Origin of the sequence: Marivita sp. (genome assembly GCF_965656765.1) — a bacterium.
GTDB lineage: Bacteria > Pseudomonadota > Alphaproteobacteria > Rhodobacterales > Rhodobacteraceae > Marivita.
The window spans coordinates 15,550-41,694 of the sequence record NZ_CBFHLV010000007.1 but is presented as its reverse complement, the minus strand read 5'-3'; the positions used below and the strand labels follow the sequence as shown (position 1 = coordinate 41,694).

The window sequence follows — 26,145 nt, the reverse complement described above, 5'->3', positions numbered from 1 at the left end:
CAAATGGTCAAAAAGCGGCTAACCCGGCATTTGTGTTCAACAGGAACTGCGTAAAAATGGGGCTGCTGGCCGCACCTATGGCGCGCGCGTTGCCGCCGACGCTGCCCGGTTCGATCTTTGGTGCGATCAGTCCCCGGGTGTCCTGATTGACAAGGTATCGCCGCACTCGTTCTACCAGTTCGGTTCTTACCGCCGCTGGAAAAGCGCCGTCGATCAACACCGCTTCAAAGTCGATTACCGCACATACCGACAGCGAAGCTTTGGCCAGTTCCTGCGCGGTTTCCCCAATCCACGGTTCGACGTATCGCGACAGTTCGCTCCAGTCTTGTGGCTGCTTCCACAGCACGCGTGGATCGATACCCGCTTGGACAAGCCGCTCCTCAAGCAGATGGATTGAGGCCACGTCGATCAATTGCTGACTTTCACCCAAGGGCCCGGTGCTGCGCAGCGACCCCAGCGCGCCTGCGTTGCCTTGGTTGCCTTCGAACACGGTGTCATTGACCACGACACCTCCGCCAACAAAAGAGCCGATGAAGAAATACGCGTAATCGCGAAACCCATGATTGCTGCCATAGAGATGCTCTGCGCGGCAGGCAGCGGTTGCATCATTGACCGCAAAGACCGGGAGGTCGCTGAAGGGGGCGACCATTTCGGAAAAGTCGATGTCTTTCCATGATTTGAACTCCTGAGAGGGAGCGCCGATTAAATCGTTCCATTTCCATAGCTCGAACGGGGCCGCGATGCCGATACCGCAAAGTCGGTCTTGCGCGTCATCGGGCAGGTCTTGGAGCAAACTGTTAATCCCGCTTTCCAGGAAGGCGAACACCTCGTTGGGGAGAGGGTACTTATAGGCTGTCGAAATCTGTGCCCGCACGTTGCCCGTGAAATCGAGGAGAAGAAGTTCAGCACTGCGCCGACCGATCTTGAGACCCAGTGACAAAACCCCGTCTGGAGATAGTTCCATCGGGATAGACGGCTTTCCGACCTTGCCCCGAACCGGGTCACCACGCCTGAGAAATCCGTCCTGTTCAAGTTTGCGAAAGATCACAGAGACGGTTTGTGGGGATAGACCAGTGAGCCGGGCAAGGTCGATCCCGGCCATGCCGCCTCGGCGTTGCAACATGGAAAGAAGCAAGCGTTCATTGTAGTTGCGCACACCGCTTTGGTTGACGCCGCCACTCGCGCTTCTGATCTTGCCACCGTCCATAAAGGCGACCTTAGTCCAGGAAATTCGTTTGGATAAGATGGCAGATCGTATTTAATAAATAAAGTTTATTTATTTATTGACAGCGGCTCTGATATCTGGCCTTTTCTGCTTCAACCTGCAGCGCTAACGCAGGCAGGGGGAGCGGGCTGTTATCAGTCCGAAAGGCTTGAAATTGCATATTTCTGGGAGGAAACCATGAAGAAACTACTGCTGAGCTCGGCGATTGCACTCGCGTCCATGTCCGGTGCGGCCTTCGCCGCAGGTCACGGCGTCAGCGCATGCCTGATCACAAAGACAGACACCAACCCGTTCTTTGTTAAGATGCGTGAAGGTGCCACCGCCAAGGCCGAAGAACTGGGTATCACTCTCAACAGCTATGCTGGCAAGATCGACGGTGACCACGAGACACAGGTCGCAGCCATTGAGACCTGCATCGCCAATGGCGCCAAGGGCATCCTGCTTACTGCATCTGACACATCGTCCATCGTTCCTGCGGTTCAGCAGGCGCGTGATGCGGGCATCCTTGTGATCGCTCTGGACACACCGCTTGATCCGATTGACGCGGCTGACATGACCTTTGCAACCGACAACTTCCTCGCGGGCGAACTGATCGGCGAATGGGCCGCAGCAGCTCTGGGTGACGAAGCGGCAAATGCCAAGATTGCCATGCTCGATCTCGCTGTCAGCCAGCCAACTGTTGGCGTTCTGCGCGACCAGGGCTTTCTTCAGGGATTTGGGATCGACCTTGCAGACCCGAATGTGAACGGCGACGAAGATGATCCGCGTATCGTCGGCAACGACGTAACTGCCGGCAACGAAGAGGGTGGCCGTCGTGCGATGGAAAACCTGCTTGCCAAAGACCCGATGATCAACGTTGTTTACACCATCAACGAACCAGCCGCGGCTGGCGCATACGAGGCGCTCAAGTCCATCGGTCGTGAAAATGACGTACTGATCGTGTCTGTCGATGGCGGTTGCCCGGGTGTTCAGAACATCAAAGACGGTGTAATTGGCGCGACGTCGCAGCAGTATCCGTTGCTCATGGCCTCCAAGGGCATCGAAGCGATTGCTGCATGGGCCGCTGATGGCACAAAGCCGTCGGCAACCGAAGGCAAGGACTTCTTTGATACGGGTGTGGCTCTGGTCACTGATCAGCCGGTTGATGGTGTCGACTCCATCGACACTGATGAAGGCATGAACCTCTGCTGGGGTTGATCCGACTCACGTCAGTCTAAACAGTTATGAAAAGGGCGGGGATCGACCCGCCCTTTTCACAAGAACATCCAGCTTGTTCGTGAGGGAGGGTTCTCATGCCATCATCAGACAATTATGAATCCGTGGTCGGCAAGGCAAATGCGGAAGTCGCATCCTTTGCCACGCGCGACAAAGGCTTGATTGACCGGTTTCATCATGCCCTGCACACCACACCGGCGCTGGTGCCGCTGATCGTTTTGGTCGCAGCCATTGTCGTATTCGGTCTGGCGCTGGGTTCGCGGTTCTTTTCCCCCTTCGCACTGACATTGATCCTGCAACAGGTGCAAATCGTCGGCATCGTCGCAGCCGCGCAATCTTTGGTCATCCTGACTGCCGGGATCGACCTGAGCGTCGGGGCCATCGCGGTGATCTCGTCTGTGGTAATGGGGCAGTTCACTTTCCGGTATGGCTTGCCGCCCAGTGTCGCTGTGGTCTGCGGTTTGGCATTCGGAACGGCGATCGGCGCGCTGAATGGCTGGCTTGTCGCTCGTATGAAGCTGCCGCCTTTCATCGTGACTCTGGGCATGTGGCAAATCGTGCTGGCGGCGAATTTTCTCTATTCGCAGAATGAAACCATCCGGTCGCAAGAGATCGCGGAACAAGCTCCGTTGCTGCAAGTGATGGGTGCAAAATTCAATATCGGTGGGGCCGTCTTTACTTTTGGCGTCGTGTTCATGGTGCTTTTGGTGGTGGTTCTGTCCTACGTGCTGAAACACACAGCTTGGGGTAGGCACGTTTATGCGGTTGGCGACGATGCCGAGGCTGCAGAGCTGTCGGGCGTCGATGTCTCGCGCACACTCATTTCGGTCTATGCCTTGGCAGGCTTGATCTGCGCCTTTGCGGGTTGGGCCCTGATCGGTCGGATTGGATCTGTGTCTCCGACATCTGGGCAGCTTTTGAACATCGAGAGCATCACTGCTGTGGTGATTGGGGGGATTTCGCTCTTTGGGGGCAGGGGATCGATCCTTGGCACGTTCTTTGGCGCGCTGATCGTTGGGGTGTTCACCCTTGGTCTGCGCCTTGCCGGTGCTGACGCGCAATGGACCTTCCTGCTTATTGGTGTGCTGATCATTGCCGCCGTTGCCGTGGACCAGTGGATCAGAAAGGTGGCAGCATAATGGAACCGATTTTGAAAGGCCGCGGGTTGGTCAAACGCTATGGTCGTGTGACCGCTCTGGATCACTGTGACTTCGATCTGATGCCGGGGGAAATCCTTGCTGTGATCGGCGACAACGGGGCGGGCAAAAGCTCTTTGATCAAAGCGGTGTCTGGTGCGGTTATCCCGGATGAAGGGACCGTAACACTCGAGGGGACGGACGTGCGCTTTACCTCTCCGATTGAAGCGCGTGAAGCGGGCATCGAGACCGTCTACCAGACGCTGGCCATGTCGCCCGCATTGTCGATTGCCGACAACATGTTCATGGGCCGTGAAATCCGAAAACCCGGCTGGCGAGGCAAGTGGCTGCGGCAACTGGATCGGGCAGCCATGGAAAAAATGGCGCGGGATAAGCTGACTGAATTGGGTCTGATGACCATTCAGAACATCAATCAAGCGGTGGAAACACTGTCTGGTGGTCAGCGGCAGGGCGTGGCCGTGGCCCGCGCGGCGGCGTTTGGATCAAAGGTCATTATCCTAGATGAACCGACAGCGGCATTGGGCGTCAAGGAAAGCCGCAAAGTATTGGAATTGATCCAGGACGTGAAATCGCGTGGCATACCGATCATCCTGATCAGCCACAACATGCCGCACGTGTTCGAAGTGGCGGACCGCATCCATGTGCACCGTTTGGGCAAGCGCCTGTGTGTGATTGATCCCAAGGATTACACGATGTCGGATGCCGTGGCCTTTATGACCGGCGCGAAAGATGCGCCAGAGGCAGCCTAAGACGAACCCACCGATTGGCGTAGACGGTCCGGCCAAATGGTCGGGCCGTGTTTGTTTGCAAAAGCTGAGACCATTCAGGAACCTCAGGCTTGGCCATGCGTTCACGTCACAACGTGGCTACGCGCCGCGCAGCACTCGTGGACAATAGGGCAGAACAGAATGGAAGACGTCGAAACCGTTGCAAACACCGTTTGGGACAATATCAATTCCGTTGTCACGATGGAAATTTACAACGGGCGGTCGCTGGCTGATCTGTTGACGCTTGAAACATTGCTGTCGCTTCTGGGGAATGCCATTGGCGCGACAGTGATCCTGATCCTTGGATTTTTGATCTCGGGCATCCTTAGCCGTCGGATCGCGCGCGTCGGGACGATGCATGAAAGCTTAGACGACACGCTGTTCGTGTTCTTTGGCAATATCGTACGCTACACAATTTTGGCCTTCACCGGCCTGTTTGTTCTCAACACGTTCGGGGTACAGACGACGTCGATCATCGCGGTGATCGGTGCGGCGGGCCTCGCGATCGGTCTGGCCTTGCAGGGCACGTTGTCCAATGTGGCTGCGGGTGTGATGTTGATCTTGTTCCGGCCTTTGAAGAATGGCGATTTCGTACAGGTCAACGATGTTGTCGGTACGGTGAAAGAGATCACGCTGAACTATACGGAGATCGCGGACATTGGAAATGTCAAAGTCGTCGTTCCGAATTCAGAGGTTTGGGGAAATACCATCAAGAACTATTCGGGCTACAGAACCCGTCGCGCAGAGTGGGAATTTGGTGTTGGATATGGCGCGAACCTAGCGCAAGCCGAAGATGTCATCCGCGATACGATCATGTCCGATCCCCGGTCACACACTGATCCCGAGCCGTTCATTCAGGTCAATAACCTGAATAGTAGTAGTGTGGATTTTCTTGTCCGTGTCTGGTGTGCTTCCGGGGATTACTTTCAGTATCAGGCGGATATGAAGCGCAATGTCAAAGAAGCGTTGGATGCCGCGGGTGTCGATATCCCGTTCCCGACGCGCACTGTGTTTATGCAAAGCGATAGTGATACATCAGACAAGGGCAGTCAGCCGCTCGTCGCTGAGTAATGTCAGTCGCCGTTGCGATGCACATGAACTGCGCAGGGCGCATGGCGCACAACACGGGCAGCGGTAGAGCCGAGGAAAAAGTCGCTGAGTCCTGGTTTATGTGAGCCGATCACAATGCAATCTACTTTGTTCTGCGCAGCATAGTCGATGATTGTGCGGGACGAGTGGCCTTTGATCAGAGCAGGGGTCACGCCTTCGAGCCCTGCAATCTTTTCCTGCAGCCGCGTGCGGGCAGTTTCGTACCCGGCCTTGACCACGTCTTCGTCAAGATAGGCGCTGACAGCCCCATGAGGCGCTTCATACACATGCAGGGCAATGATCTCGCCCGCACTGGACGACAACACACGCGCGACTTCCAAAGTCTGGGGCGAAATATCGTGATCCAATGCCATTGGAACGAGGATTTTGTTATACATCTCAGCTCTCCATCCGATTGTGGGCGGGGTTAGACCCAGGGCTCCAAAACAATTTTTGGGGTCGCCACAGCCCCTTCGCGCAACGCGCGGAACGCGACGGCACCGTCGCTTAAGGGTCGTTTTTGAAACCAGTCGAGCGAACCAAGCCGCCCGTCAAAGATTGCTTGTGCCGTCTCCCGGAAATCCTGCGCGGTGTAGGTGTACGTGCCGATAAAAGTGATTTCCTGCAACGTCATGCGCCGCACGTCCAGGCCGCCGGTGTCTTCGCCAAGGCCCACATGGGCGATCACACCGCCGGGCATTGTATGGGCCGAGGCGGCGGCGCGGGTCGCCGCATAGCCCACGGCGTCAATGACGACGGGATAAAACCCTTCAGGTTGTTCCACAGCCGCTTCGCCACAAGTGTTGATCAGAAACGCACAGCGGGCTGGGTTTGGCTCGACTATTGTGACCTGTTCGATCCCCATCGCCTTAAGCGCCAATGAAGCGGCAAGTCCAATGGCCCCACCACCCAGCACCAAAGCTTTGCGTTCCATGGACGGGTGCAGTGATGCCAGCGCCAAACGTACGGCATGCCAACTGACTGCCAAAGGTTCGGCCAGCGATGCCTTGTCCAGTGGGACGCCGTCGGGCACTTCGACCAGGTTCGACGCGGGCATCGACACGTATTGCGCAAAGGCGCCTGGTCTTGGCTCCATCGAAATGATTTGGCGAACCGGGCAGAGGTTTTCCCGCTCGCTTGTGCATGCCGAACAGGTGCCGCAGGTGACCAACGGATTGACCGTCACGCGGGTCCCATCCTTCGGCCCGCCCTGAACCACACCTGCCGCCTCGTGGCCAAGAATGAGCGGGGCAGGGCGGCGCGCGTCATGACCCAGATAAGCGTGCATGTCGGACCCGCAAATGCCGACTGCTTCGATGCGGATGAGGTGTTCGCCCTCGCGCGCCGTGATGTCGGGGACATCGCGGAAAGCCAGCGTTTCAACGCCTTCGTAAACCAACGCCTTCATTTCGCGGTAAACCCTCCGTCCACCATGAGAACCTGTCCCGTCACGTAAGCCGATGCATCAGAGCACAGGAACAGGATCGGTCCGTCGATATCCTGCATCGTGCCATTGCGACCGATGCAGGTTTGCGCGGCATTGCGGGCCGCGCGGTCAGGGTCTGCAAACACTGCTTCGGTCAGTTCAGTCGGGAAAAATCCCGGGCCGATGGCGTTGGCGGTGATCCCGTGCGGTGACCATGCTTCGGCCATCGCGCGGGTCAATTGTGCGACCCCACCTTTTGTTGCGCCGTAGGCGATTCCGCCGGGAAAGGCGCGGGACGACTGGAGCGAGGCGAAATTGACGATCCGGCCCCACCCCTTTTTCTTCATTGCTGGTACCAAAGCCTGAGACAGAAAGAACGGTGCCGACAGGTTGACTGCAAGCGTTGCGTCCCAGCCTTCGACTGTCACATCATCAGCGGGTTCACGTGTGTTAAGCCCCGCAGCATGCACGATGATGTCCGGTGGGCCAAAGGGCGTGGACACGGTCTCGGCCAGCGTCGCGATATTGTCACGATCAGCGACGTCAGCCGTCACCCACGCCACTGCAAAGCCAATTTCGCGGCTCAATGCTTCAAGCGCATCTTGCCGCCGGGCAACGACCACAACCATTGCTCCGGCTTTGGCAAGTGTGATCGCCGCGCGTCGGCCAAGGCCAGAACTGGCCCCGGTGACAAGGGCCACCTTGCCGCCAAGCTGGAAAAGGTCTTCTGGATCAGCCATCTGCGGTCAGGTCGAAATTCACCCCGGGGAAGTATTTGGCCAGACGCACATCTGCCGCGCGGGCATGGCCCTCCATCCCCTCAAGCCGGGAAATTCGCGCTGTCGCTTCGGCCACAGCCTTGGACCCTTCGCGCGTGGCGCGCTGCCAAGTGACGATCTTCATATACTTGTGGACCGAAAGCCCGCCTGTATAGCTGGCAGCCCCCGAGGTCGGTAGAACGTGGTTCGTGCCGGTGGCTTTGTCGCCGTAGGATACGGTGGTTTCTTCGCCCAGGAAAAGCGAGCCATAGCAGGTCAAACGGTCAAGCCACCAATCCAGATCGTCGGCTTGTACAGTCAGGTGTTCTGGCGCGTATTCATCAGAACAGGCGGCCATTTCTTCACGATCTGAACAGACGATCACCTCGGCATAGTCGCGCCATGCCGCGGCGGCGTTCTGGCTGTTAACCTCGGGCAGGTCTTCGATCAGGCCCGGCACCATGTCCATCACCTTGACGGCCAGATCACGGTCGTCTGTCACCAGCCAGACGGGCGAGTTGTAGCCGTGCTCGGCCTGACTCACGAGGTCCGTCGCCACGATATGCGCATCGGCTGTGCTGTCGGCAAGGATCAGGCTGTCGGTCGGACCTGCAATCATGTCGATGCCGACGCGGCCAAAGAGGATGCGCTTGGCTTCGGCAACGAACTGGTTGCCCGGACCGACAAGAATGTTGGCCTTGGGCAGACCGAATAGGCCAAAGGTCATTGCCGCGACACCCTGCACGCCACCCATCGCCATGATCTTGTCTGCGCCGCAGATATGCGCGGCGTAAACGATGGCGGGGGCCACGCCGACATCCGGTCGCGGGGGCGAACAGGCGGTGATGTGACGGCATCCCGCTACCTTGGCGGTTGTTACGGTCATGATCGCAGACGCGATGTGGCTGTAGCGCCCACCGGGGACATAGCAGCCCGCAGCATCCACCGGGATCGCCTTCTGACCGGCAATCATGCCCGGCACGATCTCGACTTCGACATCCGAGACAGTTGATTTTTGCGCTTCAGCAAAACGTCTGACATTATCATGCGCAAATTCGATGTCGCGCTTGAGCTTTTCCGGGACCAAAGCGCTGGCGGCTGCGATATCTTCTGCGGTCAGCAGGACATTGCCTTCGTATTTGTCGAACTTCTTGGCGTATTCCATCGCCTTGTCGTCGCCACCCGCTTCGATATCCGAGAGGATAGTCTTAACCGTTTCGTGCACTTCGGAGGCATCCGATTTGGCCGTCAGGGTCGCTTTCTTCAGGTATTCGCGTGTCATCTTTCAGAGAGTCCTACTTGTAGATTTCTGGCAAGAGCGTGGTGGACACCGCCGGCACATAGGCGATCAGCAGGACCACGACGAACATGCCCAAAACGAAGGGTATGGCGCGGGCGGCGATCTTGAGGATTGATTCCCCGGTGATCCCCGAAACCACGAATAGGTTAAGTCCGAGTGGAGGGGTGATGAACCCGACACCAAGCGCGGTGATCATCATGATACAGAACTGGATCTCATTCATGCCGATATTGTCGGCAAGCGGCTTAAGAATAGGCGCAAGGATAACGATGTTAGGGGTCGTTTCCATGACGCAGCCTGCGGCAATTAGAATGCCGATCATAAGAAGGATCAGGATCCAAGGCTCGTCCGTCAGCCCAGTCACGGCGGTGACAAAGCCTTGGGGAACACCCATGATCGCCAGCGCTTCGGCCAGCGGGGCCGAAAAGGCGATGATCGGCAGGATAACACCGTTCACCTTGGCGGAACTGACCAGCATTGCCGGGAAGTCGGCAAAGGACAGCGTGCGCAGGATGAAACCCATGATGATGGTCACGACAACAGCCGTGGCGCCTGCCTCTGTCGGAGTTAGCCGACCCGAGAAAATTCCGTAGAAAATGATCCCAGGCACGATGAACGCGTACCAGCCCGACTTGAGCGCCGCGGCTAAGTTGGCGAAATATTCACCCATCGAGATATTGCCGCCACCTTCGTAACCATGGATGCGGTTGACGATGAGGTTGGTGACAAGGATCGAAATCAGAATGGCCAGACCCGGGATCAACGCGGCCAAGAAAAGCGTCGAGGCAGATATGCCCAGCACTAGACCGATGATGATGTAAGCGATGGAGGGCGGGATCAGGATGCCAGTACATGCGCCAGCGGCCACCAACGCACAGGCATAGGGACGGGGGTAGCCCGATTCCACAAGCCGCGCGATGGTCATCCGACCTACCGCCGCGGCGCCCGCCGCGTCCGAGCCCGAAATGGCCGCGAACATACCGCAGACCAGCACCGTGGCCGATCCAAAACCGCCCTTGGCGAATTGCGTCAGCGCCTCGGCCACGTCTAGGAATTTGCGGCTGAGCCCAGTGCGCACCAGCACGTCGCCCGTCAGAATGAACAACGGAACAGCCGTCAGTGCGAAGGCGTCGATCCCGGTGAACAGCTTTTCACCCACAAGGCTCAGCGGCAGATCACCGGACATCACCAGCATGGCGATTGCAGCGGTGCCTATGGCGGCCCAAACAGGCACGGCCAAAGCAATGAGGCCAACGAAGATGATAACCGGCAGGTAAAAATCCCAGCCAAGTTCCACCGTCTGATTCATGGTTTGCCAAAGCATCAGCGCGTCCCCTTAATCAAACAGCTTATCGCCTTCGTAGACGGGCGTGCCGTCACGAAGGGATCGCCAATCACGGACGAAAGATTGCAAAAGACGCCAGATCATCAGGGCAAAGCCCAACGGTACGGCCATCAGGAACCATACGTTTGAAATCCGCAGCCCGTGGGTCACAGAACCAAAGGTCCAGGACACATGCACTGTCTCAAGCGACCAATAGAAAGCGATTATGGCCACGCCGAACATCACCAGATCACCGAAGATGTATAGGAGAGCTTTGGCGCGTGGCCCGAGGTAGTGCATCACCACGTCGATCCGGATATGTGCGCGTTCCTTGACGGCAGCTGCAGCGCCGATCCACGCAAGGTAGATGAACGAGTAGCGCACGATCTCTTCGCCCCAGATCGAGGAATAGGAAAAGATTTCGCGCCGTAGCACCTCGATGGCCATTGTGACGACCAGCATCACGTAAAAGATCAGAAGCAGCCAGCGTTCCGCATCGCGGTCTACTTTGCGCCAGATAGACATGGGGCGTCCTTTCAAAGGGCACAGGCCGACAGATCACGCTTATGGCGTGCCTGAAAGTCTGTGCTTGGAAAGAAAATTTGGGGCGGGCGCGCAATGCAGCGCCCGCCAGAGTCTTTACGCGTCGTGGACGTAGTATTTGCCCTGCGTTCCAGCCGCTTCTTCCATCTTGGCAAAAGCGTCCATGGACCCGGCAAGTTCGACCTTGAACTCGTCCCATTCAGACCGCTGGTAGCCACCGGCCTCTTGCCACTCACCAAGTTGATCGTCGCTGAGCGAGTGGAATTCAACACCGGCCTTGGCCAGTTCCGCCATGGCGTAGGCGCGGGCGGACGGAACCTTGGCAAGGTTCTGATGCGCGGTCATCTCGGACCCCCACATGATGCCTTCCTGAACGTCGGCAGGCATGGAGTTGAACCATTCGAGGTTACAGGAATAAACCTGACTGTCTGGCACGGCTTGGGTGAAGGTCACATGGCTCAGGATGTCCTTGAAGCCGAACACGTAAAGCGCGCCCACGGATGGATCGAGCGCATCTGCCACACCCTGCTTGATCGCGGATGGGGTTTCGCCCCAAGCCACTGGCGTCGGGTTCGCACCGACCATCCGGTAATACTGCTGGAGCATCTTGGACCCGGGCACGCGGAATTTCACGCCGCCCAAATCACTTGGGCTAAGAACCGCACCGGCCCCACCTTTGCGCACAGCAACGACGCGCGGGTCGATGTTGACATAGAACAGCGCCTTGAAACCGTTGGCTTCGATTTTGGGATGGACTTCGGTGTTCCAGAAGTCGGAGTTCACAAGGTTGGTGAACCGCTGGTTCGAGCCGCACAGATGCGGCATGTTGATCAGGTCAACTGTAGACGCGAAGGGCGCAAAGTTGGCCAGCGAATGCTGTGCTGCCTGAATGGTGCCACCCTGGACCGCCTGAACCAGTGCACCGCCTGCGCCCAACTGACCACCAGGCGCCAGTTTGACATAGACTTTGCCGTTCGTTGCGTTCTGGATGTTTTCTTTCAGGTCCAGCTGCATGATCGGATAGCTGCGCGATGCACCCAGCACATAAGCGGTCGCAATGACCATCGTGTGCTCGGCCGCGTTTTCACGGTCGCGTTCTTCGTTTGCTGTCTGTGCTGCGGCCTCGGACGACCAAAGAAGGCCGCTGGCACCTGCAACCATCGCAGCGGTAAAGCCACCTGTGCTCATCAGTTTCAGGAAATTACGGCGCTCCGCGGATGCGAGCTCCTTGCGTTCGTCAGTCATCTGGTCTCCTCCCAATTGACCTCAGCTGCCGTTTTTGTTCTTTCGGTCAGCCTCTTTTTGAAGAATGGCAACGACAAATAGGATCGACGCCGCAAACAGAACCAACATCTCCCCGACGTCGGAAAGGATCGCTGCCTCTGCAAAAGCACCCAGCGCGACATTGGCGAAATACGCGACAAAGACGATGGCGGATGCTGCAAGAAACATGAATGACCCTCTGAAATCGTATTGATTCTGACCTCAGTGTAAGCGCTTACATTTGAATCTTGCAAGCGCTTACATTTGGACGTTGTCTATTCTATGATTATTCATCAACGCGCCCTTGCGCGTGAAGGTCCGCGAAAGGAGAGACATGTCAGACCTGCGAAGCGTGCCAACATTGGACGACGTTGCACGTCAGGCCGGCGTTTCGACGGCGACGGTGTCGCGCTGCCTGAACTCTCCGGACCGGGTGGTGGAACAGACGCGCAAGCGCGTTTTGTCTGCCGTTGAACAGCTTGGCTATACGCCCAATTTCGGCGCGCGAGTGATGGCTGCCAAACGGACATTCACCATTGGTGCGATCATCCCGACGATGGAAAACGCCATCTTTGCACGTGGGTTGCAGGCGTTTCAGGAAGAACTTCATCGCAGGGGCTATACGCTGCTTGTCTCAAGTTCTGCTTACCAGCCCAAGGTAGAAGAAGAACAGATCAGGGCGCTTGTATCCCGTGGGGCAGATGGGCTTCTGTTGATCGGGCATGATCGTGACCCGGCGGTCTATGAATACCTGCAAGCCCGCGCGATTCCGGTCTTGTCGGCATGGGTTTATCTTCCCGATAACAGCCAACCCACGGTTGGGTTTGACAATCACCAGTCGATGCGTGCCTTGGCGCAAAAGGTTATAGACTATGGCCACCGCCAGATCAGCTTCATTTCCGGGATTACCAAAGGGAATGACCGGGCCGCGGCACGTGTGGCCGGGCTGCGCGAGGCGTTGGTCGCCAACGGCCTCGATCCCCACGCCATGCCTGTCATCGAAACCTCTTATGAGGTTGAAACAGGCGCGCAGGCGTTCCAGACCCTGATGAAAACGGCATCACCGCCCTCTGTGGTGATGTGTGGTAACGATGTTCTGGCCGTGGGCGCCCTGCGCGGGGCGCATGACATGGGGCTGTCGGTGCCACAGGACGTGTCGATCACGGGATTTGACGATATCGAACTGGCCCGCATCGTCACACCGCAGATCACAACGGTACATGTCCCACACCGCGAAATGGGTCGCAAAGCGGCTATTGCCCTGATCGACATGGTCGAGAAACGCAGCACCGGCGACACGATTGAGCTTAAGAGCACGCTTCAGCTACGCGAGTCCCTGCGTGACCTGACACTCTGATCAGGTTTGAGAGGCGATCACCACTTCGGTGCCCCACTCGGCACAATGATTTGGCAGATCGGCAGGCAGAGGAGCGTCGGTGAACAGCGTGTCGATTTCGGACAGGGACGCGATGCGGGCAGGGGCGTTGCGCTTGAGTTTAGAGGCGTCCGCAACAAGATAAGTCTTGCGCGATTGTTGCAGGATGGCTTGGCTCACACTGACCTCTTGAATGTCGAAGTCCAGCAGATCGCCGTCGCGATCAAGTGCCGAGCATCCGATGATGGCAAGATCGAACTTGAATTGCAGAATGGTCTCGGTTGCCAGTTTGCCCACCAACCCGCCATCAGCGCGGCGCAGGTTGCCGCCGGTTACGACAACTTCGCAATCCTGCGTTTCGGCCAAAATGTTCGCGACATTCATATTGTTGGTGACGACAAGCAGATTTTTGTGATTGCGCAATTCCCGCGCCACCGCTTCGGTGCTGGTGCCGATGTTCAAGAACAATGAGATGTTGTTCGGAATGCGCTTGGCACAAGCCCGCGCCATCGAAGCTTTGGCTTTGGCGTTGAGCGTTTGGCGCTGTTCATAGCCAATGTTGCTCGTACTTGAAGGGAGCATCGCCCCCCCATGCACGCGTTCAAGCCGGCCATCCTCGGCCAAATCCGACAGATCGCGCCGGATCGTCTGTAGTGTCACTCCGAAATGCTGGGCAAGCCCTTCGACGGTGACCTTTCCCTCCTTCCGCGCAATGTCCAAAATATCACGGTGGCGAAAGGCGTGGGACATAGAAGGTCTCAGTCTGGTCTGGTTTCGAAGTTAAGGGTCGATTCCGCAACTAATCGCGCATCGGTGATCGCAGTTTTTCGATCATAGCGGGGAGATGTCTGGAACTCCTAATGTCAAATTTTGTTTGCTTTCAGTTAGATAGGCAAAAACGAACATAAACGAAAAAAATCGCCTTGCGTGAAAGCGACTCAATCCGCATACATTGCGGGTGAATTTCGTGTCATTGGGAGGTGGCGCACTGTGATCGACCAGTCCGTCGAACCTACAGATCTTTTTGTCATCGGCGGCGGTATCAACGGATGCGGTATCGCACGTGATGCAGCGGGCCGTGGCCTGTCCGTGACGCTGGCAGAAATGAATGATCTGGCCTCCGCGACATCATCGGCGTCGACCAAGCTGTTCCATGGCGGCTTGCGCTATCTGGAGTACTTTGAATTCCGTTTGGTGCGAGAAGCGTTGGTCGAACGTGAAGTGCTGCTCAAAGCGATGCCGCATATCAGTTGGCCGATGCGATTTGTTTTGCCATATCATGAAGATATGCGGTTTGAATCGGACACGCCCACGTCCCGGGTTCTTAGTTTCGTCATGCCGTGGATGAAAGGGCGTAGGCCTGCATGGCTGATCCGTTTGGGGTTGTTCCTGTACGACAATCTTGGTGGTCGGAAAATTCTGCCTGGCACCAAAACACTTGACCTCGAGAACGCGCCCGAGGGGGTGCCGCTCGAAGATCGGTTTGCCAAGGCCTATGAATACTCCGATTGCTGGATTGAAGATTCCCGCCTTGTAATGCTGAACGCACGCGATGCCGAGGCACGTGGTGCCACGATCCTGCCGCGCACCAAGGTTCTGTCAGCTGCCCGCGAAGGTGATTTGTGGCGCATCGAAACGCAAAATACCGAAAATGGTGAGATCGGCACTCATTTCGCAAAAATGCTGGTGAACGCCGGTGGGCCATGGGTTGGCGATATCATCCAGACCAAAGTGCGGCTTAATTCTACCGAAGGCGTTCGGCTTGTCCGCGGCTCACACATTGTGACCCGCAAGCTTTACGACCACGACAAATGCTACTTCTTCCAAGGCACCGATGGCCGGATCATTTTCGCGATCCCGTACGAGACTGATTTCACACTGATCGGGACCACGGACGCCGAACATGATGATCCGTCGAACAAGCCGGTCTGCACCCCGGAAGAACAATCCTATCTACTGAATTTCGCCAACCAGTATTTCAAGCAGGACTTGTCCGCCGATGATGTGGTCTGGACCTATTCCGGTGTTCGCCCACTTTATGATGACGGGGCGAGCAGCGCGACGGCGGCCACCCGTGACTACACTCTCAAGGTTGATACCAACGGTGGCGCGCCGGTGCTGAACATCTTCGGCGGCAAGATCACCACCTACCGCCGCCTTGCCGAAAGCGCGCTGGAAAAGATCGCTGAGCAATTGCCGAACGTCAAAGGCCCATGGACGGCAGGTGTTACGCTGCCCGGTGGCGATTTTCCGGTCGATGGCTTTGACGCGCTGGTCGCAGAGTTGCAGAATAACTTTCCGTTCCTCGACGCCTTTTGGGCCCGGCGGCTTGTCCGAGCCTACGGCACAGAGGCACCATCGATCCTTGGCACTGCCAAGGAGGCCGCTGAGCTGGGTCACGATTTTGGCGCAACCCTGACCGAGGCCGAAGTGCATTGGTTGATGACCCACGAATACGCGCACACCGCCGAAGACGTGGTGTGGCGCCGCAACAAGCTTGGTCTGCGACTGAGCGCTGAGCAAATAACTACATTGGACACATGGATGGCAGAGCACCGTCAATCCTTGTCCAAGGCTGCAGAATAAAGGGCTGGACATGACACTCGAACTTAAAGGCGTGTCCAAAGTGGTAGAGGGGCAAACCCATATCTACCCGACAGACCTCACGCTGGAAAAAGGTACGATGAATGTGCTTCTGGGGCCGACATTGTCGGGCAAGACATCCTTGATGCGGATCATGGCCGGACTTGATGTCCCCGCGACGGGCAAAATCTTCTGGCAGGGGAATGATGTCACCGGCATGCGCGTACAGGATCGCAAGGTCGCGATGGTCTACCAGCAATTCATCAACTACCCGTCGATGACCGTCTACGACAACATCGCGTCCCCGATGAAGCTGATGGGTGTCGACAAGTCCGAAATCGACCGCCGTGTGCGCGAAACTGCGGAATTGATGAAACTGACACCGATGCTGGATCGCAAGCCGTTGGAACTCTCTGGAGGTCAGCAACAGCGCTGTGCACTGGCGCGGGCGTTGGTTAAGAATGCCGGGCTTGTCCTGCTGGACGAACCGCTGGCCAACCTCGATTACAAGCTGCGCGAAGAGTTGCGGATCGAAATCCCCAAGATTTTCGAAGCTTCAGGATCAATCTTTGTTTATGCGACCACCGAGCCCGAAGAGGCGCTCCTTTTGGGTGGCAACACAGCGGCGCTTTGGGAAGGGCGCGTCACACAGTTTGGCCTGACACCCGAAGTCTACCGTCAGCCTGTTGATGCGACCACCGCGCGTGTGTTCAGTGATCCGCCGATGAATTTCCTGCCGATCACCAAGGCGGGCACAAAACTGACCTTTGGCAACAACCAATCCACACAGGCGATGGGTCGCTTAGCCGAGTTGCCCGATGGCAAATACACCGCAGGGTTCCGCCCAAATCACCTCGAAATCGGCCAACACGCGCCGGACGCTATGTCGTTCACAACACATCTGACTGTGACCGAGCTCACTGGGTCGGAAACCTTTGTGCACCTTGATCACCACGGTCAACGCTGGGTGGGACTGATCCACGGTGTCCACGACCTGAAACTGGGCGAAGACCTGACTGTGTGGCTCGACCCGCGCCATGTTTATGTCTTTGACGAACAGGGCAAAATGATCGCCCCCGCGTCTTACGCGCTGGCGGCTTGAGGGAACGGACATGGCAAAGATCACACTTGATAATCTGGCACATTCCTATCTGCCCAACCCGACCTCAGAGGACGATTTTGCCCTTAAAGAGTTGAACCATGATTGGGACGATGGCGCGGCTTATGCGCTGTTGGGCGCATCTGGTTGTGGAAAATCCACACTTCTCAATATCATATCGGGACTTCTTCATCCCTCTCAGGGGCGTATCCTGTTCGATGGGCAGGACGTTACCCAGGCGCCCACGGCGGAACGTAACATCGCTCAGGTGTTCCAGTTCCCAGTCGTCTACGACACCATGACCGTTCAGGACAATCTGGCCTTCCCGCTGCGCAATCGTGGCCATGACGAAGCCTACGTCGCGGCCCGCGTGCAGGAAATCGGGCGTATGATCGGCATGGAAGACATGCTGAAGAAAAAGGCGCGGGGCCTGACTGCGGATGCCAAGCAGAAGATCAGTCTGGGCCGCGGCATGGTGCGCAAGGATGTGAACGCGCTGTTGTTCGATGAGCCTTTGACGGTGATCGACCCGCATATGAAGTGGGAATTGCGCACGCAGCTGAAATCGCTGCACCACGAATTTGGTCACACGATGATCTACGTGACCCACGACCAGACCGAAGCGCTGACCTTTGCCGACAAAGTAGTCGTCATGTATGACGGTCGCGTTGTTCAGATCGGAACACCGGAAGAGTTGTTTGAGCGGCCTGAACATACCTTTGTCGGCTATTTCATTGGGTCGCCGGGCATGAATGTTCTGCCGGTCGATGTGGCCGGGGCCTCTGCGCATATCGGCGGTGCCGAAATTCCGCTGGCCGCTGGATACGGGTCTTTGAACGGCAAGGTCGAACTGGGTGTTCGGCCCGAGTTTGTTCGGCTCAGCGCATCGGAAGGCCTGCCCGTCAAGGTCAAGCGCATCGAGGACGTGGGTCGTCACAAAATCATCCGTTTGGATTTTTTCGGTCACGATATCAACGCTATAGCTGGTGAAGATGATGTTGTGACAGCAGATATGAGTCACGTCACATTCGACCCGTCGCAGACCAATATCTATGTCAATGACTGGCGTGTCGCGCCCGATCAATCGCAACCGGTTGGGGAGGCCGCGTAATGGACAAGACAGTCAACCAAAAGGCGTGGTTCCTTGTCCTGCCGGTTCTCATCCTTGTGGCGTTTTCGGCGGTGATCCCTTTGATGACCGTCGTCAACTATTCGGTTCAGGATACGTTCGGCAACAACCAGTTCTTCTGGGCGGGCCTTGAATGGTTCGAGGAAATGCTGAACGACGACCGCCTTTGGGGCGCGCTTGGGCGGCAGTTGATGTTCTCGGGCATCATTCTGCTGATCCAGATCCCGCTGGGCGTGTTTGTCGCGCTCAATATGCCCAAGAAAGGCTTCTGGGCGAGTTTTTGTCTTGTCGTGATGTCCCTGCCGCTCCTAATCCCGTGGAACGTGGTCGGTACAATCTGGCAGATCTTCGGTCGTGTCGATATCGGCCTTCTGGGCTATACTCTGGACGCGATTGGCATCGATTATAACTATACCAGCGATCCATTTGCCGCTTGGGTCACGATCATCGTGATGGATGTATGGCACTGGACATCACTGGTTGCATTGCTCGCCTATGCTGGTCTGCAATCGATCCCTGACGCCTATTATCAGGCGGCCAAGATCGACCAGGCGTCACGCTGGAAAGTGTTCCGCTTTATCGAACTGCCTAAGATGATGGGCGTTCTGATGATTGCGATCCTGTTGCGCTTTATGGACAGCTTCATGATCTATACCGAGCCGTTCGTCGTTACCGGCGGTGGCCCGGGAAGCACCACAACTCTGTTGTCGATCGACCTCGTGAAGATGGCGTTGGGTCAGTTTGACCTTGGTCCGGCGGCTGCGTTCTCGATCATGTATTTCCTCGTGATCCTGTTGATCTCATGGGTGTTCTACACCGTGATGACCAACCTTGATAAGCGGGAGGGCTGATCCGATGGCTGACGCGACAACCACCACCAGCATTCCCGGCGATCTGACCGCGGGCGGCACCAAGAAACGCGCCAAGGTCAATGGATCGGCCATCGTGATGGGGCTGTACCTGCTGTTCCTGATGCTGCCGATCTACTGGCTGCTGAACATGAGCCTCAAGACGAATACCGAGATCCTCAATTCGTTCACCCTCTGGCCCAGTGACCTGACGCTGGACAATTACCGCACGATCCTCACGGACCCAAGCTGGTATATGGGCTACGTCAACTCGCTCATCTACGTGGTCATGAACACGGTGATTTCCTTGGCCGTGGCCTTGCCCGCAGCCTATGCGTTCAGCCGCTATCATTTTATGGGCGACAAGCACCTGTTCTTCTGGCTGTTGACCAACCGCATGGCACCGCCCGCCGTGTTCGCGCTGCCGTTCTTCCAACTCTATTCGTCGGTGGGCCTGTTCGACACGCATATCGCCGTGGCCTTGGCGCATTGCCTGTTCAACGTGCCGTTGGCCGTGTGGATCCTCGAAGGCTTCATGCGCGGTGTACCGAAAGAGATCGACGAGACTGCCTATCTGGACGGCTACAGCTTTGGTCGCTTCTTCACCCGTATCTTCATGCCCTTGATCTCAAGCGGCATCGGCGTGGCGGCGTTCTTCTGCTTCATGTTCTCGTGGGTGGAACTGCTGCTGTCGCGGACGCTAACCACGGTTGATGCCAAACCCATCGCAGCGATCATGACCCGCACCCAAGGCGCGTCGGGCATTGACTGGGGCGTGCTGGCTGCGGCGGGTATTCTGACCATCGTGCCGGGGGCTTTGGTGATCTACTTCGTACGCAACTACATCGCCAAGGGCTTTGCCCTGGGGAGGGTGTGATGGAAGCGCGTCGTTTCCGAGCGTTTGCGGCTGATACGCCCAGAATGTCACTCAACACCACACGGAGGACCGTCTGATGGAACTCTCATGGATGGCATGGACATGGCCGACCGCGATCTTCTTCATGGTGATCGCGAGCTTGCTGATCGTCTTCACGATCCTGGCAATCAAATTTCCCGAGACGCCCCGCGTGGGTATCTTGCGGATCGAAACGACGCGCGGTGACCGGTTGTTCATCACGCTTCTGGGCAGCGCTTTCATCAACCTCGCATGGCTTGGGCTTGTTGGCGAAAACCAGCCTTGGGCGATGGCGGTTTGTGCGCTCTATGCCTCAGCGGTCTTCCGCTGGGTGTAATCGAATAACCCGGCGTCATCCCGATATCAGGGGCGACGCCATCTAATCCAAGTTCTCAATAATTGGGAGGAACCTTAATGAACTTGAACCTGAAATCCTCAACAGCGGCGTTGCTGATCCTTGCGGGTCCGGCATTTGCCGACATGGACGCGGCGCGCGCGTTCCTGGATTCCGAGATCGGCGATATGTCGGCGATTGACCGGGCTGCCCAAGAAGCGGAAATGCAGTTCTTCATCGACGCGGCCGAGCCGTTCCAAGGTATGGAAATCAAGGTGGTGTCCGAGACGATCACCACGCACGAATACGAAAGCCAGGTTCTTGCACCGGCGTTTGAGGCCATCACTGGCATCAAGGTCACGCATGACCTGATCGGCGAAGGCGACGTGGTTGAAAAACTTCAGACCCAGATGCAGTCCGGCGAAAACATCTACGACGGCTATATCAACGACTCTGACCTGATCGGCACGCACTGGCGCTATCAGCAGGTGCGCAACCTGACAGACTGGATGGCGGGCGAGGGCGCGGATGTAACCCTTCCGACGCTGGACATGGACGATTTCATTGGCCTTAGCTTTACCACGGGCCCCGATGGCAAGGTCTACCAGCTGCCCACGCAGCAGTTCGCGAACCTCTATTGGTTCCGCTATGACTGGTTCAACGACGAAAAGAACAAAGCCGACTTCCAAGAGCAGTTCGGCTACGAGCTGGGTGTTCCGGTCAACTGGTCTGCCTACGAGGACATCGCCGAATTCTTCACCGGTCGTGACCTGAGCCACATGGGTGTCGATGGCGACGTCTTTGGCAACATGGACTACGGCAAGAAAGACCCAAGCCTTGGTTGGCGCTACACAGACGCGTGGATGTCCATGGCTGGAATGGGAGACGTGGGTGAACCCAACGGCCTTCCGGTCGACGAATGGGGCATCCGCGTGAATGAAAACTCGCAGCCCGTCGGGTCCTGCGTTGCCCGTGGTGGTGCAACCAATGCGCCCGCAGCGGTTTATGCTGTCACCAAAGCCATCGAATGGCTGGAAAAGTACACACCGCCCGCAGCGGCCGGTATGACCTTCTCCGAAGCAGGCCCAATCCCTGCACAGGGCAACATCGCACAGCAGATGTTCTGGTACACTGCATTTACTGCGGACACCGTGAAGCCTGATCTGCCGGTGATGAACGAAGACGGCACACCCAAGTGGCGCATGGCGCCCAGCCCGCATGGTGTTTACTGGAAAGAAGGCCAGAAGGTCGGTTACCAGGACGCAGGCAGCTGGACGCTGATGAAGTCCACTCCGGTGGACCGTGCAAAGGCCGCGTGGCTTTACGCGCAGTTTGTGACGTCCAAGACTGTTGATGTGAAGAAGTCCCACGTTGGTCTGACCTTCATCCGCGAAAGCACTGTGCAGCATGACAGCTTCACCGAGCGTGCGGACAAGCTGGGTGGTTTGGTAGAATTCTACCGTTCGCCAGCACGCGTGGCATGGTCGCCGACCGGTACCAATGTTCCGGATTACCCAAAGCTGGCGCAACTGTGGTGGCAGAACATCGGCGATGCAATGTCCGGTTCGAAAACCCCGCAGGAAGCGCTTGATGCATTGTGCGAAGACCAAGAGCGCGTGCTCGAGCGTCTTGAGCGTGCAGGTGTTCAGGGCGATATCGGTCCGGTCATGAACGAAGAGCGTGATGCCGAATACTGGTTCGCCCAGCCCGGTGCGCCGTATGCCAAGCTCGAGAACGAGGACGAAGAACCTCAGACCGTCGCATATGACGAACTGATCAAGTCCTGGCAGTAAGCTGCCTTACGATTGGGGCGCGGTGACCGCGCCCCGATTTTCGTTTGTCCCTTTCCCATTTGATCCTTTGCCACCGTCCTGAAACAGTGGGCGGACAGAACACGTCACCACAGGAGGCCCGCCGCACATGACCCATATTCTTGCCATCGACCAAGGCACGACATCGACGCGCGCAATCCTGTTTGATGAAACCCTGACTGCCGTCGCGTCGGCGCAGGAAGAATTTGAACAGCACTACCCCAACAGTGGTTGGGTTGAACACGATCCGTCAGACCTCTGGTCCACGACCGCTGCAACCTGTCGTGCCGCCATCGAAAAGGCGGGCACCGGGACCGAAGACATCGCTGCCATCGGCATCACCAACCAGCGCGAGACCACGCTGGTCTGGGATCGTGCCAGCGGCAAACCCGTGTTTAACGCCATTGTCTGGCAGGACCGCCGCACGTCCGAGGTCTGCAAAAGCCTGAAGGCCGAAGGGTTTGAAGACGTCGTGACCGACCGCACCGGCCTATTGCTAGACCCGTATTTCAGTGGAACAAAACTGGCCTGGATCCTTGATAACGTAGACGGCGTGCGTGCCCGTGCCGAAGCTGGCGAGCTGGTGTTCGGCACGGTGGATACATGGCTGGTCTGGAACCTCACTGGTGGCAAGGTGCATGTCACTGATGCGACCAATGCTGCGCGTACCATGCTATACGACATCCGAAAGGGCCGTTGGTCCAAGACGATCTGCGACAAGCTTGGGATCCCCATGTCGATGCTGCCCGAGGTCAAGGATTGCGCTGATGATTTTGGCGAAACCCGCCCTGATCTCTTTGGCCGTGCGATCCCGATCTGCGGCATTGCGGGTGACCAGCAGGCAGCGACTGTAGGGCAGGCGTGTTTCAAACCGGGGATGCTGAAATCCACCTATGGCACGGGCTGTTTCGCGCTGTTAAATACGGGCGACACGCCTGTGACGTCGACCAACCGTCTTTTGACGACGATTGCGTATCAATTAGACGGCAAGCCGACCTATGCGCTGGAAGGTTCGATCTTTATCGCGGGCGCCGTCGTGCAATGGCTACGCGACGGGCTCAAGATCATCCGCGAGGCGAAAGAGACCCAGCCGCTGGCGGAAAAGGCTGACGACACGCAAGAGGTGGTTTTAGTGCCAGCCTTCACCGGCCTTGGCGCACCCTATTGGAACGCCGAATGCCGTGGCGCAATCTACGGTCTGACCCGCAATTCGGGGCCAGAGGAATTCGCACGCGCGGCTTTGGAAAGCGTCGGCTACCAGACCCGCGATCTGCTTGAGGCGATGAAGGCAGACTGGTCCGGCACATCTGAGACTGCGCTGCGCGTGGATGGCGGGATGAGCGCGTCTGATTGGACGATGCAGTTCCTGTCGGACATCATCGATGCCCCGGTAGAACGTCCCAAGGTATTGGAAACCACAGCAATGGGTGCCGCGTGGCTCGCGGGGTACAAGGCGGGCGTGCTGCCCAACATGGAAGCTTTTGCCGCCCAATGGGCTGTTGATGGCCGGTTCGAGCCGGACATGGCAGCGGACGTGCGCAACCGCAAATACGGTTCTTGGAAACGCGCAATTGATGCGACTATTGGGTTTGCGGGTTAACGCGCCAAGCAGTGCTGGCCTTTCCAAAGCACCTTTCGCATTTTCAAATTCCGCTTCCAGAATGTGATTGATGCAGATCAAATCGCTGTAGTTGCTCCTTTGATATTCGGAACTCAGAATATGAAGGAGCACAACACATGGTACTCAATTGGAAGGTCGGAGGACTACTGCTCGGTCTGGTGTTTTTCGCCGCCGTTCTGCTGGTCAAACCCATCGGGGTGTCGACGCAATTCGTGATCCTCGATGGGATCGTGGCGGATGTCGTCTCACCTGATTTCATCACGCAAACGGATGAAGGTTACACCTCGACCAACGCCTATATGGCGAAATCGGATGGGAAATACGCAGGCAATGCGTCCAATCCTCTGAATTACAGCTTTGTTTTCGTTCTCGCTATGGCGCTGGGGGCGTTTGCCTCGGCCCGGTTGCGTGGCGGCATCGACAAGCTGGAACGGACCGCGCCTGAGATCTGGCGGGAGAACTTCGGTGACACACCGATGATGCGCTATGCGGTGGCGTTTCTAGGTGGGTTTATCGTTCTCTACGGCGCGCGTCTGGCTGGGGGCTGCACATCAGGACATATGATGTCCGGTATGATGCAGACCGCGCTTTCAGGCTACATCTTCGCCGCTGGCGCCTTTGCCGCTGCTATTCCCACTGCCATGCTTATGTACAAAAGGGGCTGAGCCATGACCTCTATTCTTCTTGCAATCTTGATTGGTGCTGCCTTCGGTGCGGTACTGGACCGGATCGGGGCGACGAACCCCAATTGGATCGGGGGCATGCTGACGCTGCGGCGGTTGCACCTGATGAAGACCATTCTTCTTGCCATCGGCACCGGGTCGATCCTGATGTTCGGTGGCCAAATGCTGGGTCTGGTCGATGTTGGCCATATGTCGGTCAAGGCTGCCTATATCGGTGTGTTCATTGGCGGGCTGATGCTTGGCGCAGGCTGGGCGGCATCTGGCTATTGCCCAGGCACCGGTGTTTGCGCAGCCGCCTCAGGGCGTAAGGACGCGCTCTTTTTTATCGCTGGCGGCTTGCTAGGGGCCGCGGCTTACATGGCGACTTATCCGGCATGGAAGGCGTCAGGCATGCTGGAAAATTTGGCAGGGGGCAAGGTGACACTGGGCTCGGTGCCGGGTGCGTCTTATGACGGGCTGATGGCAATCTCGGGCGATCTTCTGGGTATCGCGCTGGGGGCAGTTTTTGTTCTGGTGGCTTTTGTCCTGCCAGACAACCTTGTTGGCGAGCGGCAGGCGGCGGAGATACCTGCTGAGTGATCTTAGCTGGTTTTCAGACCAAAACGCCCCGACCGCGTTCGGGGCGTTTTTCTTTGTTTGGGGAAATGTTTCGATCAGGCGTTAAATGACCTTCAGCACGATCTTCCCGATATGCGTCGACCCTTCCATCCGCTCATGCGCCTTTGCCGCGTCAGATAGCGCAAATTCGCTGTCCATCACCGGACCGATCCGGCCGGATGCCAGATGCGGCCAGACCTCGGTCTCCAGCTCCCGCGCGATGGCGGTTTTGGCTGCCACCGATTGGGGGCGCAGGGTTGATCCCGTCAGGGTCAGCCGCCGGGTCATCATCTGGGTGAAGTTCATCTCGACCTTTGGCCCTTGCAGAAAGGCGATTTGTATCAATCGCCCGTCATCGGCCAAAGCCTTTACATTGCGTGGAATGTAGTCGCCGCCCACCATATCGAGGATCACATTGGCGCCACCTTCCGCGCGCATCGCATCAACGAAATCCACCTCTCGGTAATTCCACGCTTGCTCTGCGCCCAAACCTATACAAGCCTTAGATTTGTCGTCGGACCCGGCGGTGGTAAACACCCGCGCACCGCGCAAGTTGGCCAGTTGGATCGCGGTTGTGCCAATGCCGCTTGATCCACCATGCACCAAAAACCGCTCTCCGGCCTGTAGGCCACCGCGTTTGAACACATTTGACCAAACGGTAAAAAACGTCTCGCACAGTGCCGCTGCCTGATCCATCGCCATGCCGTCGGGTACGGGCAATGCGTGGTCGGCAAAGGTGGTTACATACTCCGCATACCCACCACCGGGCAGCAGCGCCGTCACGGAATCGCCGACCTGCCAACGTGACACGCCCGGACCAATAGCGGCAACCGTGCCTGCTGCTTCAAGCCCGGGCAGGGGCGACGCATCAGGCGGCGGATTATAAAGGCCTGCGCGCTGCAAGGCGTCGGGGCGGTTGACCCCGGCATAAGCCACTTTGATCAGGATCTCGCCCGCCTTGGGGCTCGGCACCGGAACCGTAACTGGCTGCAAAACCTCCGGTCCGCCGTGGGTGGTGATTTCGACTGCTGTCATAGTGGCGGGAAGGGTCATGGCGATCAGGTCTCCTGTCAAACTGGCCTTACTTGTGTCGCAGATTGCGG

General features: G+C 57.3%; 26 protein-coding genes. 15 read left to right on the top strand and 11 right to left on the bottom strand.

The window, feature by feature from the left end; genetic code table 11:
- Window positions 1-7: 7 nt before the first annotated feature.
- On the bottom strand, window positions 8-1,207 hold the full coding sequence (locus ACTG4M_RS03765; RefSeq protein ID WP_439122298.1) for an ROK family transcriptional regulator: 1,200 nt from the start codon (window positions 1,205-1,207) through the stop codon (window positions 8-10).
- Between the two features lie 195 nt (window positions 1,208-1,402).
- Between ACTG4M_RS03765 and ACTG4M_RS03760 the strand changes: the two genes are divergently transcribed.
- From ACTG4M_RS03760 to ACTG4M_RS03745, 4 genes are all read left to right on the top strand, one after another.
- Window positions 1,403-2,422: a sugar ABC transporter substrate-binding protein gene (locus tag ACTG4M_RS03760; protein ID WP_439122297.1), complete on the top strand. Its 1,020-nt coding sequence runs from the start codon at window positions 1,403-1,405 to the stop codon at window positions 2,420-2,422.
- A 95-nt stretch (window positions 2,423-2,517) separates the two neighbouring features.
- A complete protein-coding gene (locus tag ACTG4M_RS03755) occupies window positions 2,518-3,579 on the top strand; it encodes an ABC transporter permease (RefSeq protein WP_439122296.1) in 1,062 nt (353 codons plus the stop codon).
- Entirely contained in the window at window positions 3,579-4,346 is a 768-nt protein-coding gene (locus ACTG4M_RS03750; RefSeq protein WP_439122295.1) for an ATP-binding cassette domain-containing protein, read from the top strand. Before ACTG4M_RS03755 ends, ACTG4M_RS03750 begins: the two co-directional genes overlap by 1 nt.
- A gap of 159 nt (window positions 4,347-4,505) precedes the next feature.
- A complete protein-coding gene (locus tag ACTG4M_RS03745; RefSeq protein WP_439122294.1) occupies window positions 4,506-5,435 on the top strand; it encodes a mechanosensitive ion channel family protein in 930 nt (309 codons plus the stop codon).
- A gap of 2 nt (window positions 5,436-5,437) precedes the next feature.
- Here the strand turns inward: ACTG4M_RS03745 and ACTG4M_RS03740 are convergent, their stop codons facing one another.
- The 8 genes from ACTG4M_RS03740 to ACTG4M_RS03705 form a co-directional block, all read right to left on the bottom strand.
- Window positions 5,438-5,851: a universal stress protein gene (locus tag ACTG4M_RS03740; RefSeq protein ID WP_439122293.1), complete on the bottom strand. Its 414-nt coding sequence runs from the start codon at window positions 5,849-5,851 to the stop codon at window positions 5,438-5,440.
- Between the two features lie 29 nt (window positions 5,852-5,880).
- The gene (locus tag ACTG4M_RS03735) at window positions 5,881-6,861 is read right to left on the bottom strand and encodes a zinc-dependent alcohol dehydrogenase (protein WP_439122292.1); all 981 of its coding nucleotides are present in this window, start codon (window positions 6,859-6,861) and stop codon (window positions 5,881-5,883) included.
- Entirely contained in the window at window positions 6,858-7,619 is a 762-nt protein-coding gene (locus ACTG4M_RS03730; protein ID WP_439122291.1) for an SDR family NAD(P)-dependent oxidoreductase, read from the bottom strand. Before ACTG4M_RS03730 ends, ACTG4M_RS03735 begins: the two co-directional genes overlap by 4 nt.
- Window positions 7,612-8,919 (bottom strand): histidinol dehydrogenase, encoded by a 1,308-nt coding sequence (hisD, locus tag ACTG4M_RS03725; RefSeq protein WP_439122290.1) that lies wholly within the window; start codon window positions 8,917-8,919, stop codon window positions 7,612-7,614. Before hisD ends, ACTG4M_RS03730 begins: the two co-directional genes overlap by 8 nt.
- Before the next feature lie 13 nt (window positions 8,920-8,932).
- Window positions 8,933-10,261 (bottom strand): TRAP transporter large permease, encoded by a 1,329-nt coding sequence (locus ACTG4M_RS03720; RefSeq protein ID WP_439122289.1) that lies wholly within the window; start codon window positions 10,259-10,261, stop codon window positions 8,933-8,935.
- A 12-nt stretch (window positions 10,262-10,273) separates the two neighbouring features.
- A complete protein-coding gene (locus ACTG4M_RS03715) occupies window positions 10,274-10,786 on the bottom strand; it encodes a TRAP transporter small permease (RefSeq protein WP_439122288.1) in 513 nt (170 codons plus the stop codon).
- 114 nt (window positions 10,787-10,900) lie between these two features.
- Complete coding sequence (locus tag ACTG4M_RS03710) at window positions 10,901-12,049, bottom strand: TRAP transporter substrate-binding protein (protein WP_439122287.1); 1,149 nt, start codon at window positions 12,047-12,049, stop codon at window positions 10,901-10,903.
- Between the two features lie 21 nt (window positions 12,050-12,070).
- Window positions 12,071-12,256, bottom strand: a complete 186-nt coding sequence (locus tag ACTG4M_RS03705; RefSeq protein WP_439122286.1) for a hypothetical protein — start codon at window positions 12,254-12,256, stop codon at window positions 12,071-12,073.
- Between the two features lie 145 nt (window positions 12,257-12,401).
- Here ACTG4M_RS03705 and ACTG4M_RS03700 point away from each other — a divergent pair, with 145 nt between their 5' ends.
- Entirely contained in the window at window positions 12,402-13,424 is a 1,023-nt protein-coding gene (locus ACTG4M_RS03700) for a LacI family DNA-binding transcriptional regulator (RefSeq protein WP_439122285.1), read from the top strand.
- Here ACTG4M_RS03700 and ACTG4M_RS03695 read toward each other — a convergent pair whose 3' ends face one another.
- Entirely contained in the window at window positions 13,425-14,192 is a 768-nt protein-coding gene (locus ACTG4M_RS03695; protein ID WP_439122284.1) for a DeoR/GlpR family DNA-binding transcription regulator, read from the bottom strand.
- A 240-nt stretch (window positions 14,193-14,432) separates the two neighbouring features.
- On the opposite strand from ACTG4M_RS03695, the gene glpD reads away from it, so the two are divergent.
- From glpD to ACTG4M_RS03645, 10 genes are all read left to right on the top strand, one after another.
- Complete coding sequence (gene glpD / locus ACTG4M_RS03690; RefSeq protein WP_439122283.1) at window positions 14,433-16,028, top strand: glycerol-3-phosphate dehydrogenase; 1,596 nt, start codon at window positions 14,433-14,435, stop codon at window positions 16,026-16,028.
- Between the two features lie 10 nt (window positions 16,029-16,038).
- Window positions 16,039-17,127, top strand: coding sequence for an ABC transporter ATP-binding protein (locus ACTG4M_RS03685; protein WP_439122282.1), 1,089 nt, complete (start codon window positions 16,039-16,041; stop codon window positions 17,125-17,127).
- A gap of 10 nt (window positions 17,128-17,137) precedes the next feature.
- A complete protein-coding gene (locus ACTG4M_RS03680) occupies window positions 17,138-18,235 on the top strand; it encodes an ABC transporter ATP-binding protein (protein WP_439122281.1) in 1,098 nt (365 codons plus the stop codon).
- On the top strand, window positions 18,235-19,104 hold the full coding sequence (locus ACTG4M_RS03675) for a carbohydrate ABC transporter permease (RefSeq protein ID WP_439122280.1): 870 nt from the start codon (window positions 18,235-18,237) through the stop codon (window positions 19,102-19,104). Before ACTG4M_RS03680 ends, ACTG4M_RS03675 begins: the two co-directional genes overlap by 1 nt.
- 4 nt (window positions 19,105-19,108) lie before the next feature.
- Complete coding sequence (locus ACTG4M_RS03670) at window positions 19,109-19,978, top strand: carbohydrate ABC transporter permease (protein WP_439122279.1); 870 nt, start codon at window positions 19,109-19,111, stop codon at window positions 19,976-19,978.
- 76 nt (window positions 19,979-20,054) lie between these two features.
- Window positions 20,055-20,333 carry a DUF2160 domain-containing protein gene (locus ACTG4M_RS03665; RefSeq protein WP_439122278.1) on the top strand — a complete coding sequence of 93 codons (279 nt, stop codon included), beginning with the start codon at window positions 20,055-20,057 and terminating at the stop codon, window positions 20,331-20,333.
- A gap of 77 nt (window positions 20,334-20,410) precedes the next feature.
- The gene (locus ACTG4M_RS03660; protein WP_439122277.1) at window positions 20,411-22,123 is read left to right on the top strand and encodes an ABC transporter substrate-binding protein; all 1,713 of its coding nucleotides are present in this window, start codon (window positions 20,411-20,413) and stop codon (window positions 22,121-22,123) included.
- 127 nt (window positions 22,124-22,250) lie between these two features.
- A complete protein-coding gene (gene glpK / locus ACTG4M_RS03655; RefSeq protein ID WP_439122276.1) occupies window positions 22,251-23,741 on the top strand; it encodes a glycerol kinase GlpK in 1,491 nt (496 codons plus the stop codon).
- A 137-nt stretch (window positions 23,742-23,878) separates the two neighbouring features.
- Window positions 23,879-24,427 (top strand): YeeE/YedE thiosulfate transporter family protein, encoded by a 549-nt coding sequence (locus tag ACTG4M_RS03650; protein ID WP_439122275.1) that lies wholly within the window; start codon window positions 23,879-23,881, stop codon window positions 24,425-24,427.
- A gap of 3 nt (window positions 24,428-24,430) precedes the next feature.
- Complete coding sequence (locus ACTG4M_RS03645; protein ID WP_439122274.1) at window positions 24,431-25,024, top strand: YeeE/YedE thiosulfate transporter family protein; 594 nt, start codon at window positions 24,431-24,433, stop codon at window positions 25,022-25,024.
- An 81-nt stretch (window positions 25,025-25,105) separates the two neighbouring features.
- On the opposite strand, the gene ACTG4M_RS03640 is transcribed toward ACTG4M_RS03645, so the two are convergent.
- Window positions 25,106-26,095 (bottom strand): NAD(P)H-quinone oxidoreductase, encoded by a 990-nt coding sequence (locus ACTG4M_RS03640; protein ID WP_439122273.1) that lies wholly within the window; start codon window positions 26,093-26,095, stop codon window positions 25,106-25,108.
- Window positions 26,096-26,145: the final 50 nt, after the last annotated feature.

Bases quoted from the DNA above. Each gene is read 5' to 3' on its own strand.
- ACTG4M_RS03765 (WP_439122298.1), bottom strand. From the start codon at position 1,207: ATGGACGGTGGCAAGATCAGAAGCGCGAGTGGCGGCGTCAACCAAAGC.
- ACTG4M_RS03760 (WP_439122297.1), top strand. From the start codon at position 1,403: ATGAAGAAACTACTGCTGAGCTCGGCGATTGCACTCGCGTCCATGTCC.
- ACTG4M_RS03755 (WP_439122296.1), top strand. From the start codon at position 2,518: ATGCCATCATCAGACAATTATGAATCCGTGGTCGGCAAGGCAAATGCG.
- ACTG4M_RS03750 (WP_439122295.1), top strand. From the start codon at position 3,579: ATGGAACCGATTTTGAAAGGCCGCGGGTTGGTCAAACGCTATGGTCGT.
- ACTG4M_RS03745 (WP_439122294.1), top strand. From the start codon at position 4,506: ATGGAAGACGTCGAAACCGTTGCAAACACCGTTTGGGACAATATCAAT.
- ACTG4M_RS03740 (WP_439122293.1), bottom strand. From the start codon at position 5,851: ATGTATAACAAAATCCTCGTTCCAATGGCATTGGATCACGATATTTCG.
- ACTG4M_RS03735 (WP_439122292.1), bottom strand. From the start codon at position 6,861: ATGAAGGCGTTGGTTTACGAAGGCGTTGAAACGCTGGCTTTCCGCGAT.
- ACTG4M_RS03730 (WP_439122291.1), bottom strand. From the start codon at position 7,619: ATGGCTGATCCAGAAGACCTTTTCCAGCTTGGCGGCAAGGTGGCCCTT.
- hisD (WP_439122290.1), bottom strand. From the start codon at position 8,919: ATGACACGCGAATACCTGAAGAAAGCGACCCTGACGGCCAAATCGGAT.
- ACTG4M_RS03720 (WP_439122289.1), bottom strand. From the start codon at position 10,261: ATGCTTTGGCAAACCATGAATCAGACGGTGGAACTTGGCTGGGATTTT.
- ACTG4M_RS03715 (WP_439122288.1), bottom strand. From the start codon at position 10,786: ATGTCTATCTGGCGCAAAGTAGACCGCGATGCGGAACGCTGGCTGCTT.
- ACTG4M_RS03710 (WP_439122287.1), bottom strand. From the start codon at position 12,049: ATGACTGACGAACGCAAGGAGCTCGCATCCGCGGAGCGCCGTAATTTC.
- ACTG4M_RS03705 (WP_439122286.1), bottom strand. From the start codon at position 12,256: ATGTTTCTTGCAGCATCCGCCATCGTCTTTGTCGCGTATTTCGCCAAT.
- ACTG4M_RS03700 (WP_439122285.1), top strand. From the start codon at position 12,402: ATGTCAGACCTGCGAAGCGTGCCAACATTGGACGACGTTGCACGTCAG.
- ACTG4M_RS03695 (WP_439122284.1), bottom strand. From the start codon at position 14,192: ATGTCCCACGCCTTTCGCCACCGTGATATTTTGGACATTGCGCGGAAG.
- ACTG4M_RS03685 (WP_439122282.1), top strand. From the start codon at position 16,039: ATGACACTCGAACTTAAAGGCGTGTCCAAAGTGGTAGAGGGGCAAACC.
- ACTG4M_RS03680 (WP_439122281.1), top strand. From the start codon at position 17,138: ATGGCAAAGATCACACTTGATAATCTGGCACATTCCTATCTGCCCAAC.
- ACTG4M_RS03675 (WP_439122280.1), top strand. From the start codon at position 18,235: ATGGACAAGACAGTCAACCAAAAGGCGTGGTTCCTTGTCCTGCCGGTT.
- ACTG4M_RS03670 (WP_439122279.1), top strand. From the start codon at position 19,109: ATGGCTGACGCGACAACCACCACCAGCATTCCCGGCGATCTGACCGCG.
- ACTG4M_RS03665 (WP_439122278.1), top strand. From the start codon at position 20,055: ATGGAACTCTCATGGATGGCATGGACATGGCCGACCGCGATCTTCTTC.
- ACTG4M_RS03660 (WP_439122277.1), top strand. From the start codon at position 20,411: ATGAACTTGAACCTGAAATCCTCAACAGCGGCGTTGCTGATCCTTGCG.
- glpK (WP_439122276.1), top strand. From the start codon at position 22,251: ATGACCCATATTCTTGCCATCGACCAAGGCACGACATCGACGCGCGCA.
- ACTG4M_RS03650 (WP_439122275.1), top strand. From the start codon at position 23,879: ATGGTACTCAATTGGAAGGTCGGAGGACTACTGCTCGGTCTGGTGTTT.
- ACTG4M_RS03645 (WP_439122274.1), top strand. From the start codon at position 24,431: ATGACCTCTATTCTTCTTGCAATCTTGATTGGTGCTGCCTTCGGTGCG.
- ACTG4M_RS03640 (WP_439122273.1), bottom strand. From the start codon at position 26,095: ATGACCCTTCCCGCCACTATGACAGCAGTCGAAATCACCACCCACGGC.